Annotated in this window: 9 protein-coding genes; 7 read left to right on the top strand and 2 right to left on the bottom strand. The window is 74.4% G+C overall.

From position 1 onward, the window contains the following. The first annotated feature begins 59 nt into the window (after positions 1 to 59). From EAO70_RS02665 to EAO70_RS02635, 7 genes are all read left to right on the top strand, one after another. Positions 60 to 500 (top strand): HPP family protein, encoded by a 441-nt coding sequence (locus EAO70_RS02665; RefSeq protein ID WP_148001416.1) that lies wholly within the window; start codon positions 60 to 62, stop codon positions 498 to 500. A gap of 227 nt (positions 501 to 727) precedes the next feature. Next, positions 728 to 2,599 carry a diacylglycerol kinase family protein gene (locus EAO70_RS02660; protein ID WP_261992607.1) on the top strand — a complete coding sequence of 624 codons (1,872 nt, stop codon included), beginning with the start codon at positions 728 to 730 and terminating at the stop codon, positions 2,597 to 2,599. Next, positions 2,599 to 3,552, top strand: a complete 954-nt coding sequence (locus EAO70_RS02655) for a YihY/virulence factor BrkB family protein (RefSeq protein WP_148001415.1) — start codon at positions 2,599 to 2,601, stop codon at positions 3,550 to 3,552. The genes EAO70_RS02660 and EAO70_RS02655 overlap by 1 nt, the downstream gene beginning before the upstream one ends. Before the next feature lie 64 nt (positions 3,553 to 3,616). Continuing rightward, positions 3,617 to 4,474: a phosphatase PAP2 family protein gene (locus EAO70_RS02650; RefSeq protein ID WP_148001414.1), complete on the top strand. Its 858-nt coding sequence runs from the start codon at positions 3,617 to 3,619 to the stop codon at positions 4,472 to 4,474. 209 nt (positions 4,475 to 4,683) lie between these two features. Then, positions 4,684 to 6,081, top strand: coding sequence for a PASTA domain-containing protein (locus EAO70_RS37560; RefSeq protein ID WP_187283694.1), 1,398 nt, complete (start codon positions 4,684 to 4,686; stop codon positions 6,079 to 6,081). Between the two features lie 113 nt (positions 6,082 to 6,194). Next, positions 6,195 to 7,403 (top strand): hypothetical protein, encoded by a 1,209-nt coding sequence (locus EAO70_RS02640; protein ID WP_148001413.1) that lies wholly within the window; start codon positions 6,195 to 6,197, stop codon positions 7,401 to 7,403. 99 nt (positions 7,404 to 7,502) lie between these two features. Then, on the top strand, positions 7,503 to 8,243 hold the full coding sequence (locus EAO70_RS02635) for a class I SAM-dependent methyltransferase (protein ID WP_148001412.1): 741 nt from the start codon (positions 7,503 to 7,505) through the stop codon (positions 8,241 to 8,243). A 76-nt stretch (positions 8,244 to 8,319) separates the two neighbouring features. On the opposite strand, the gene EAO70_RS02630 is transcribed toward EAO70_RS02635, so the two are convergent. After that, positions 8,320 to 8,511, bottom strand: a complete 192-nt coding sequence (locus EAO70_RS02630; RefSeq protein WP_148001411.1) for a ferredoxin — start codon at positions 8,509 to 8,511, stop codon at positions 8,320 to 8,322. A gap of 14 nt (positions 8,512 to 8,525) precedes the next feature. Continuing rightward, the gene (locus tag EAO70_RS02625; RefSeq protein WP_148001410.1) at positions 8,526 to 9,716 is read right to left on the bottom strand and encodes a cytochrome P450; all 1,191 of its coding nucleotides are present in this window, start codon (positions 9,714 to 9,716) and stop codon (positions 8,526 to 8,528) included. Between the last annotated feature and the right edge of the window lie 182 nt (positions 9,717 to 9,898).

Raw genomic sequence — 9,898 nt, 5'->3', positions numbered from 1 at the left:
CCGCCGTCTCGTCCGGCTCCCCTGCCGCCTGCCGCCTGCCCCGGAATCTCCCGCCTCGCATGAGTACCGACGTCGCCACGGCCGCCCTCCTCGCGCTCGTCGGGATCGGTGCCGCACTGCACGAGCCCGTGCTCATACCCCCGCTCGCCGCCAGCGCGGCACTGGTCCACTGCGCCCCCGCGCTGCCGCTGGCGCAGCCGCGGAGCGTGATCGTCGGCCATATGCTCGGCGCCGCCGCCGGGTACGCGGTGGCCGCCGCGGGGCACGGGAACGCGTGGGCCGCGGCCCTCGCCGCGGGCGTCACCCTGGCCCTGACGACGCTGGCCAGGACCCCGCACTCCCCCGCCTGCGCCACGGCGGTCATCATCGTGCTCCAGGGTCCCGCGCCGGGCCGGTTCGTCCCCCTGCTGTTCGGCGCCACCGTCCTGCTCGTGCTGACGGCGTACGCCGCGTCCCGCGTGCGCCGCGGGGCCGCGAGGTATCCCGCCTACTGGTGGTGAGCCGCCCCGGCCACCGGTGGTGAGCCACCCCGCCTACCGGTGGTGAACCGCCCCGGCCCGCCCGGACGCGCCCCTCGCGGTCGCGGTCGACCGAGGTCCCCGAGGGCGTAGGACGCGCGGGTCTCGCTCCGCCGCAGCCGCGGGAGGAGCGGCGCTGCTGACCGGCTCCTCAGGCCCCGCGCGCACTGCGCGGCATCATCCGGCCGCGACGGGCAAAGCGGTCTGGCATGACGACACTGACGGACGAGGCCGCGAGACCCTCCCGGCTTCTCATACTGGTCCCCGCGCAGGTGAGCCTGATGGTGGGCTGGGGACTGCTGCTGACCCGGTCTTCCGTGGCCGACGTGCTCATCCCCGCGGAGGACCGGGTCAGCCGCGCGTTCGCCGCCGGCCGGACCGCCCTGGCCGACACCCTGACGGGCTGGCTCTCGACCATGGCCGGGACCGAGGCGATCATCGGCGTGGCCCTGTTCTGCGTCCTCGGGCTGCTCCTCCTGCCGTCCGCGCCCCGCTGGGCGGAGGCCCTGTTCCTCGGCGGCTCGGTCGCCCTGCAGTCGGCGATCTTCGTGGCCGTGACCCTCTTCGTGCAGCGCGACCGCCCCGAGGTCCCCCACCTCGACGCGGCGCCGCCGACGTCGAGCTTCCCGTCCGGTCATGTCGGGGCCTCGACCGCCCTGTTCGGCGGGCTGGCCGTGCTGGCGCTGCGGCGCCTGCGGGGCCCGTGGCGGTACGTCGTCGTGACGGCGCTGCTGCTCGTCCCGCCGCTGGTGGGCCTGTCGCGGCTGTACCGGGGCATGCACCATCCCACCGACGTCGTCGGCGGTCTCCTCAACGGCACGCTGACCCTGCTCGTGGTCGGATCGGTGTTCCTCGCCGGACGGCGACCGGACAGCACCGACGACGACAGCCACCGCCAGGGCTCCGCAGCCGGCGCGGCTCCCTCGGTGGCCACGGACGCACCCTCGGCGGGCCGGGTCGTCGTCGTCCGGCATCCGCACGCCTGCGCCGACGCGCTCGCCGACCGCGTGCGCGCCGTGCTCGAAGCCCACGGTCACCGTCGGCAGCAGTGGATCGACACCACCGCCGAGCGGCCGAGCGGCGACCTCGCCGAGGTCTGTGCCGCGCACGTGGCGGACGGGCCCGCGCCGGAGCGCATCGACCTGGTCGTCGTCTGCGGCGGCGACGGCACCGTCCGGGCCTGCGCCGACGTGGTGGCCGGAACCGGGATCGCGCTCGCCGTCGTGCCCTGCGGCACCGGCAACCTGCTCGCCCGCAACCTGGGGCTCCCGCTGGACCCGGCGACCGCCCTGGACGAGGCGCTGGACGGCGACTGCTTCGGCATCGACGTGGGCCGCGTCCACGGCGACGGGCTCGAACCCGCGCGGTTCACCGTCATGGCGGGCGCGGGATTCGACGCCGCCATGGTCCGCGACGCCTCGCCGGCGCTCAAGGCCCGGCTGGGCTGGCTCGCGTACCTCCTCGCGGCGGCCCGGCACCTCGGCGACCCCCGTACCCGGGTGTCGCTCCAGGTGGACGGCGGTCCGCGCCGCCGCCACCGGGCCCGCATGGTCGTCGTCGGCAACGTCGGCACCCTGCAGGGCGGACTCGAACTGCTGCCGGGGGCCCGCGCCGACAGCGGACGGGTGGACGTCGTGCTGTTCGACCCGTCGGGCGCGGTCGGGTGGCTCGCCGCGACCGGGCACCTGGTGTCCCGGGCCCTGCGCCCGAACTCCGCGGCGTCGCGGCAGCTCACGGGACCGACGGCCGACCCCGCCGTCTCCGGCCGCCGGTCCGTCGCCGGCGGGGCCCTGACGTACTACAGCGGCCGGCACATCGACATCCGGTTCGCCACGGCGCAGCCCCGTGAGGTCGACGGGGACGCCGTCGCCGACGGACACCGCCTCGTCGTGGAGACGGAACCGGGCGCGCTGCGCGTACGCCTCCCGCGCGCTCCGGGTGCCACCGCGCGCCGGCTCGAAGCCTCCGCCCCGCGCCGCGCCGACAACGCGCTGCCCCGGCCCGCCGAGGCTCCGGACCGTCCCGTCCCGTCCGACGTCCTCGCGCCGCTCGCGCCGCGGCAGACCCAGGCAGGTGCGTGATGGGCACCGCCACCCGCGTACCGCAGAGACGTGACGTCCGCGGCGAGGAGCTGTCCGGCGACGAGGCGTGGGCCGCGCTGCGCCGCTACGGGGGCTGGCAGCTGGCCCGGGACTCCTTCGTACGGTTCCGCTACGCCGACGGCTTCAGCCACTCCCGCGCCCTGGCCCTGCAGACCGTGCTGTCCATCGTGCCGATGGCCATCGCCGCCATCGGTCTGTCGAGCGTCCTGCACACCGAGGACATCGGCCGGGTCGCCGAGCTGACGATAAGCCGGATCACCAGCGGGCCGAGCCAGCAGCTGGTCGACGACGCGCTGCGCGAGAGCCGCCGGCACGCCGACGACGGCGGTGAGGCGGCCCTCTGGCTGGGGCTGCTGTTCTCCCTGATGAACGTGACGACCAGCCTGTGCCAGGTGGAGCGCGGCGCCAACCGCATATACGGGAACGAGCGGGACCGGCCCTTCCTCCACAAGTACGTCCGGGGATTGGTGATGGCGGCGCTCGCCGGGTTCCCGCTGGGGCTCAGCTTCGTCGTCACCGTCCTCGGCAGCGACCTCACCCACTCGTTCGCGGAGGTCTACCGTCTCGGGCCCGACACCGTGCGGGCCTGGGAGATCCTGCGCTGGCCCATCGGGATCATCCTGGCCGTCCTGGCGACCAGCGCGATCTTCCGGCTGGCACCCCGCCGCGCCCAACCGGGCTACACCTGGCTGGCCTTCGGCGCCGTCGTCTATCTGATCCTGTGGCTCACGGCGACCTGGGGGCTGAGCCTGTACGTCGGTGCCAGCAGCTCGTTCACCACCGTCTACGGCCCCCTGAGCGCGATCGTCTCCCTGCTCCTGTGGTCCTACCTGACCTCGCTGGCCCTCTTCCTCGGCCTCTCCTTCGCCGCCCAACTGGAGGCGACACGCGCGGGCGTGCGGGAGCCGGTGGGCCGGGACCCCGGCGTCTGAGCGCGCACCTCCCCGGGAGCCGGTTCCGGTTCCTCCCCCGACACGTAAGGAAGTCTGCTTCCCCATGGCACAGCGCACCACGCGAGCCCCGAGGTCCGGCGTCCGGGCCCTCAACCCCCGCCGCCTCAGCGCCGACGCGACCTTCGGGAGTCGGCTCGTCCTGGCGGCGGTCGCCACCGCCGTGGTGGCCGTCCCCTTCGCGCTCGCCCTGGTGCTGGTCGAGTCGCAGTGGGCGCCGCTGCACCGGCTCGACCGCGGCACAGCCGAGCGACTGCACCAGACCGCCCTCGAACACCCGGGGTGGGTGAGCGTCCTGGAGTTCTTCTCCAGCTACGTGTGGGACCCGGTCACGATGCGACTGCTCGTCGCCGCGGTGGTGGTGTGGCTGCTGACGCGCCGGGCGTGGCGGCTGGCGGCCTGGGCGTCCGTCACGGCGGTGGGCGGCGGTCTGATCGGACTGCTGACGAAGCTCATGGTCGAGCGTGCCCGCCCGCACCTGCCGGATCCGGTGTCCCACGCCCCCGGCTTCTCCTTCCCCTCCGGTCACGCGATGACCGCGACCACCTCCTGTGCCGTACTGCTGCTGGTCCTGATGCCGCTGGTCCCCCGCGCCTGGCGCCCGCTGCCCTGGGTCCTCGCGGTCGCCGCGGTCCTGGGGGTCGGCTACACGAGGGTCGCGCTCGGCGTGCACTGGGTGAGCGACGTCGTCGGGGGCTGGCTGCTCGGCATCACCGTCGTCACGGCGACGACCCTGGCCTTCGAAGCCTGGCGGCTCGACACCGGCCGCCGGCGCACGACCCCCGCCCAGGGCCTGGAACCCGAACTGTCCTCGCACACGCCGGAACCGCCCCTGGAACTGCACCAGGAGCGGACCCCGTCGGACGAGGCGCACGAGCCGCCCCGTACGCGTCGCTCCGAGTGACGCGCGGGCCCGGCGCCCACACGACGGTCCTGAGGGACCTCTCGTCTCGCCGGATCGGAGAGTCACGGTGGGGAAGTTCGGAGCCCCTGCGGTCCGGGACGAGCCCCGGACCAGGGACTTCTCCGGGCAGCGGCTAGCATCCCGTACGTCCGGGACGGCCGCGCGGCTGCCCCGGGCCGTCCGCCGTACCTCCGAGCGTGGGGAAGCCCGTGTCCGACCCCTTGGCCGCCGATCCCCGTACGGCGGCCGTCGCCGCGGGCGAGGGCATCACCCTCTCCGACGGCCACCGGAAGGTCCTGCTCCAGGAGCTCGGGGCCGGTGAGGTCGTGCGGTCCGTCTACCACGACGGCTGGGGCTACGCCGTGCTCACGAGCAAGGGCCTCCTCCTCTTCCGCAACCTCCTGGCCCCGAAGGTGACTCGCGTGCCCGGGCCGCCGGTCGTCCTGCGGAGCGCGTACGGCATGCTCGACTCGGTCGACGTCCTCGTCGGCGCACGACCCCACAAGCTGCACGGATCGAAGCTCGACCCGAAGGGCGCGCTCCTCGTAGCGGCCGGAGGACTTCTGCCGCCGGACTCGCCCCTGCGTCCCGACGGCCGGAGGCGGACCTCGACCTGGATTCGGCGTCATCCGGTGTCGATGGCCGTCGCGGTCGCCACGGTGCTCGTCGCGGGGGTCGGCGCGCCCGGGCAGCCGGACGCCGTGGCGCGGGGCGGGCCGGACCGCGCGCGGACCGTACCCGACCTCCGCGGCTCCTCCCTGACCACGGCCGCCGCGACGGCACGCCGCGGGTCGTGGTGGGTGACGGCCGCCGACGCGTCGTCCGCGTACCGCCCGGTGACCACCTCACGTGCGGACTGGCGCGTCTGCTTCCAGAACCCCGCCCCCGGTGAGCCGACCCGGCCGGGCGGCAGAGCGCTGACGTTGTACGCGGTCCCGGAGGCGGAGCCGTGCCCCTCCGCGTTGGACGGGACCCGGCGGGTGGTGATGCCGGACCTCGTCGGCGAGCGGTTCGACCCCGCGTCACGTACGCTCGCCGCGCTCGACCTCGACCGCGTGACGCGCTTCCACACGCACACGGCTCGGCGTCTGGACGAGCGTTCGCGCCGGGATCTGGCGGACTGGCAGGTCTGCCGGCAACAGCCCGAGGCCGGTATCGAGGTGCCCGTCACGACGACGGTCGACCTGTGGCTCCTCGGTCCGGGTCTCTCCTGCACGGCACCGAGCCCGACCGTCAAGCCGGAACCGAAGCCGAAGCCGAAGCCCGAGGCGAAACCGAGGCCCGAGCCACGACCGCGGCCGTCCCGCGACTTCGGCTCCGGTTCCGGCTCCGGTTCCGGCTCACGCGGCGGTACGTCGGGGAGTGGCGGCGACGGGACACGGGACGGCGGATCTTCCCGGGGCTCCGGTAGTGGTGGGGGCTCAGGTTCCTCCGGGGGCTCTGGAGGCACGAGTGGCACGAGCGGGGGGTCCGGCAGCGGATCCGGCGTCGGATTCGGTCAGTTCTGCTCCCCCGTCGSCGCCACGGCAACGACGGCCGACGGCCGTCCGGCGAAGTGCTTCATGGGCAAGGACGGCGCCGCCCGGTGGGGGTACCGCTCCGGCTGACGTGAGGCCGACCTGAGCAGGACCACGCGCGCGTGCCCCGGCATCGGGTGGCGCACGGTGGGGTCGGCGGAAACGAGCTGCTCAGGAGGGTGCCGGGGCCGTAGCATCCCAGGATGCGAAGCATCGAGGCCCTCACCCCGCAGGCCGGAGCCGACGACCCGGCGGGCCTGCGGGAGGTCGACGCGAACGAACTCGCCCGGTACGCGGCGGACCCCGCGCACCCCTGGTGGCGCCGCCGTTCGTGCGTGACGGCGCTCACCGGCCGGGTGCCCGAGCCGTACGTCCCCGAGTTGATCGCGCGGATCCAGGACCCCGCGGACACCGCAGAGGTGCGCAGGGCCCTCCTCGACCTGCTCTCCGACCGGGCGGAGCTGCTGCCGTGGCTGCGGCACGAGGACCGTGCCTCCGACGCGTCGTACGGCATGGCGGCGGCGTTCCTCAAGGCGCGGGGTCTGCTCGGCGATCTCTCGGCCGCGCGCGAGCTGGCGACGCTGGCCGCCTCGCCGTGGCGGCATACGCGAGACACGGGCGATGCCGGTCTGGACGGCCTCGTGGACCGGTACGGAGCCGAAATCGTCGTGGCCGAACTCGGTGAGGACCGCCCGGAGGACCGGGAGTTCCGCGTCCGGAAGCGGTACCGCGCCGGCGAGGACGTCACGTACGCCCTCGCGGACCCGGACCGGCGGGTCGCCCACCTCGCGCACACCCTCGCCACGGACGCGGACCGGCTGAGGGCCTGCCTCGACGAGGCGCCCACGCCCGAGGCGAAGGTCTGGGCGGCCTGCGCCCTCCACCGGCTCACGGAGGACCGGGCCGAGGCCCGGGCGGCGTACGAGCGACTGGGACGCCCCCGCGTCGAGGTCGAGGGACTGGACGAGGAACTCCGCGGCGCCCTCGTCCGGGAGTACGGCCCGGGTTGTGAGCGTCCGAGCGATCCGCGGTGGCGGCTGGAGGCCGTCTGCGCCGTGCCGCCTCGCGGGCCCGACGTGGCCGACCTGCTCCGACGGGCGACGGCCGCCCTCACGGCGGGCGGCCTGGCACCGAAGCCGCCGGTCTCGTGCGGGGACGACAACCAGCAGGGGGACGGAACCTACTACGTGATCGAGGCCGGCGGGGACCGGCTCCTGCTCAGCACCCTCGGCCCGTTCGTGACCGCCGCGGAGCCCCTTCCCGAAGCCGTCGTGCGTGCGCTCGTGTCGGCGGGCTTCCGCTGGATCGACGACGAGACGGGAGCGCTCCGGGTCACGGACCTGTGCGTCTACTACTTCGGCGCGCGGGAACCGCTCACGGTGGGTGAGCTGCTCTTCTACTGGCAGGACTAGGGCCCGGCCGGGGWCCCCGGCCGGAAGCAGTCCGAGGCCGCACCCGGGGCGCCGCTTACCCTGTTGACCGCTTCCGTACGGCGGTGCTGGAGTCGGTGGGTGAACAGCGTCCCCGCCAACCGGCGGCTCTGGAACCGGATCAGCAGCGCCTATCAACACGCGCACGACCCGCAGATCGGCGCCTCCCCCCGGCTGTGGGGCATGTACTCCGTGCCCGACGCGCACCTGGGCGCCCTCGGTGACGTGGCCGGGAAGCGTGTGCTCGAACTCGGCTGCGGGGCCGGTCAGTGGTCCAGGTCGCTCGCGGCCGAGGGCGCAGGCGTGGTCGGGATCGACCTGTCCGAAGCGCAACTCGCCGCGGCGGCCGCTGCCATGGGCGAGGACCGCTACCCGCTGGTGCAGGGCGCGGCCGAGCAACTCCCCTTCGCCGACTTCAGCTTCGACCTCGTGTTCTGCGACTTCGGCGGGCTCAGCTGGGCGCCACCGCACCGAGCCGTCCCGGAGGCCGCGCGCGTCCTGCGCCCCGGTGGACGGCTGGTGTTCAACGTCGCCAGCCCCTGGTTCGAGGCCTGTTACGACGAGCCGGCCGGCCGCGTGTCCACGACGCTGCGACAGGACTACTTCGGGCTCAGCGCCATCGGTGAGGGCGACGGCGCGACCAGCTATCAACTCACTTACGGCGACTGGGTCAGGGTCCTGCGGGGTGCGGGGCTCGTCATCGACGACCTCGTCGAGCCGCGGCCCGAGATCGGAACGCCCAACGGCTACAACGAGACCGACCCGCCCGACTGGGCGCACCGCTGGCCGGCGGAGCTGCTCTGGGTGACCCACAAGGCGTGAGCCCCGCCGCGCCGCGCGGGGCTCCGCCCGCCGGGCGCGTTCCCGACCGGTGGAACCCCCCGTTCCCCGCCGCTCCCTACGCCTCGACGCTGATCGCCCGGACCGGGCAGGCGCGGGCGGCCTCGCGGACCAGCGGGCCTCCCCCTCCCCCGTCCTGGCCCGGGACCACCTGCCCGAACCCGTCGTCGTCCTGGGTGAAGACGTCGGGGGAGGTCAGGGCGCACTGTCCGGCGCCGATACAGACGTCCCCGTCGATGGAGATGCGCATCCGGCTGGGTCCTTTCACCACGTGACGGGGAGTTCGAGCATTCCCTGGATCGTGTCGCCGGGCTTGAACGGGATGTCCCCGGCGGGGTCGGCCAGCCGCAGCCCCGGCAGCCGGCGGAGCAGCGTGCCGAGGGCGATCTCCATCTCCGCGCGCGCCAGGTTCTGCCCCAGGCACTGGTGGATGCCGAAGCCGAAGGCCAGGTGGTGCCGCGCCGACCGTGTCCAGTCGAGGCTGTCGGGATCGGCGTAGGCGGCCGCGTCCCGGTTGATGACGGAGGTCGAGAAGACCACGCCCTCGCCCGCGCGGATGAGGGTGCCGTCGACCTCCACGTCCTCGCGGGCGACCCGCAGCAGCCCGTCCGCGATCGACAGGAACCGCAGCAGTTCCTCGACGGCCGCGGGGACGAGACCGGGGTCGGCACGGAGCTCGGCCAGCCGCTCGGGGTGCCGCAGGAGTGTGTACGTACCGAGGGAGATCATGTTCGCGGTGGTCTCGTGCCCCGCGATCAGGAGGATCGTGGCGAGCTGGACCAGTTCCTCGCGGTCGGGGCCGCCCGCCTCCCGTTGCCGTGCCACCAGGTCGTCGAGCACGCCCTCGCCGGGGGTGCGGCGTTTCCGATCGATCAGATCGCCGAGGTAGCCCTCCAGCCGGGCGAGCGCGTCCTCGGTGTCCGCGCCCGTCGGCCCCCGGAGCAGCCGGGCGGACTGCTCCTCGAAGAAGTCGTGGTCCTCGTACGGGACTCCGAGGAGGTCGCAGATCACGATCGAGGGCACCGGCAGCGCGAAGGCACTCACCAGCTCGGCCGGCGGGCCCTGGGCCTCCATCGCGTCGAGGAGCCGGTCGACGGTCTCCTGGATGCGGGGGCGCAGCCGCTCGGCACGCTTGAGGGTGAAGCTCGGGATCAGCATCCGGCGCTGGACGTTGTGCTCGGGGTCGTCCCAGCCGAGGAGCGCGGCGCGCCTGCGCCGGCGGAGGGCGGACGCCCGCTCGGTCGGGAGCGGGAAGTCGTCGCGGGTGGAGTCGGTGGACAGGCGCGGGTCCGCGAGCAGGCTGCGGCCGGCCGCGTGTCCGCTGACCAGCCATACGGGGCGGCCGTCCCACAGGGTCACCCGCGACAGCGGGCGTTCCTCGCGCAACGGGTCGTAGGCGGTGGGCGGGTGGTAGGGGCAGGTCCGGTTCTGGGGGAACGCCACGGCTTCCGTCATGGGGGCCTCGCAAGGGGCGAATCGGCGGCTCGGAGATCGATGCCGTATCCACTACATGCCTCAGGCACCTATCTGGTCTACGCAGAGTTCGGCCAATCCCCCGGAAGGTGGTCATCCATACGGCGGCGGGGTGACGTGTTCGCCGTGCACGGCCCCGGGGTTCAGGGCCGGGAGCCGTTCCG

This window comes from Streptomyces sp. adm13(2018), assembly GCF_008042145.1.
Classification (GTDB): Bacteria; Actinomycetota; Actinomycetes; order Streptomycetales; family Streptomycetaceae; genus Streptomyces.
This window is presented reverse-complemented; position numbering and strand designations above follow the sequence as displayed.

Excerpts from the sequence above, each read along its gene's own strand:
- EAO70_RS02665 (WP_148001416.1), top strand. The coding sequence starts at position 60 with ATGAGTACCGACGTCGCCACGGCCGCCCTCCTCGCGCTCGTCGGGATC.
- EAO70_RS02660 (WP_261992607.1), top strand. The coding sequence starts at position 728 with ATGACGACACTGACGGACGAGGCCGCGAGACCCTCCCGGCTTCTCATA.
- EAO70_RS02655 (WP_148001415.1), top strand. The coding sequence starts at position 2,599 with ATGGGCACCGCCACCCGCGTACCGCAGAGACGTGACGTCCGCGGCGAG.
- EAO70_RS02650 (WP_148001414.1), top strand. The coding sequence starts at position 3,617 with ATGGCACAGCGCACCACGCGAGCCCCGAGGTCCGGCGTCCGGGCCCTC.
- EAO70_RS02640 (WP_148001413.1), top strand. The coding sequence starts at position 6,195 with ATGCGAAGCATCGAGGCCCTCACCCCGCAGGCCGGAGCCGACGACCCG.
- EAO70_RS02630 (WP_148001411.1), bottom strand. The coding sequence starts at position 8,511 with ATGCGCATCTCCATCGACGGGGACGTCTGTATCGGCGCCGGACAGTGC.
- EAO70_RS02625 (WP_148001410.1), bottom strand. The coding sequence starts at position 9,716 with ATGACGGAAGCCGTGGCGTTCCCCCAGAACCGGACCTGCCCCTACCAC.